Source organism: Dellaglioa sp. CoH-57-MRSF-19, assembly GCF_056781975.1.
In genome coordinates this window covers 1-643 of sequence record NZ_JBXAXW010000066.1, presented here as the reverse complement: position 1 = coordinate 643, position 643 = coordinate 1, and the positions used below count along the sequence as shown (strand labels likewise).

Genomic DNA, 643 nt, shown 5'->3' with positions numbered 1-643 from the left:
TCCCGGTCTACGGCCTCAACGTTATGCATCGGAATCTCGCGCAACGGCTGCGTCCATTCGTTGAAGCTCTGAATCATATTGAGTGCCCATGCCACCCAAAATGACGCGTCCTCATCCACCTGCTTAAGGCGCTCGACGACGTTATGTTCCCGCAACTGCCGTTCCAGCTCTTCGTATCGCGCAAGACGCTGACCCACCAAGCGCTCGACTGCTGTTTGATTCATTATTCTTCCTCGCTGACTACTTCAGTTTTGGTGCCGCATCCGGGACAGAAGCAGAGTGGGAACGTGACGCTGGCACCGGACGCCGAAAACGAAAGTGCGTCGTTGTTGACGTGTGCATAGTGGCGCACGCGCTCATCGTCCGCACCGCGCACCACTAGGGTACCGTGCGCCGCCATCATATCCTGATAGTCGTCCATGTACGTACAGCAACGAACAAGTTTCATTTGACCTCCGAGAGAATCGTGGGGCGGATCGAGTGCACAAAATCCCAGTTGATGGAGCCTCGGGCCCGGCCAATGTGGAACTTTCCACACTCACATCCGTACACGTGCATGATATTGACGATAGGGTTGCCCTGACGTTTTCGTCGGCAAATCCAGTTGTGCTTTGCGGCCTGTGCCTCTTGCTCGGTATTGTAC

The 643-nt window shown here is 55.4% G+C and carries 3 protein-coding genes; all 3 read right to left on the bottom strand.

Translation table 11 applies throughout. The features are described from left to right. A partial coding sequence (locus AC1RO3_RS08225; protein WP_481763964.1) for a hypothetical protein occupies window positions 1-224 on the bottom strand: 224 nt, incomplete at its 3' end. Continuing rightward, entirely contained in the window at window positions 224-448 is a 225-nt protein-coding gene (locus tag AC1RO3_RS08220) for a hypothetical protein (RefSeq protein WP_281116354.1), read from the bottom strand. The genes AC1RO3_RS08225 and AC1RO3_RS08220, both read right to left, overlap by 1 nt. Continuing rightward, window positions 445-643 (bottom strand): hypothetical protein (locus AC1RO3_RS08215; protein ID WP_481763963.1); only part of this gene is annotated, 199 nt, incomplete at its 5' end. The genes AC1RO3_RS08220 and AC1RO3_RS08215, both read right to left, overlap by 4 nt.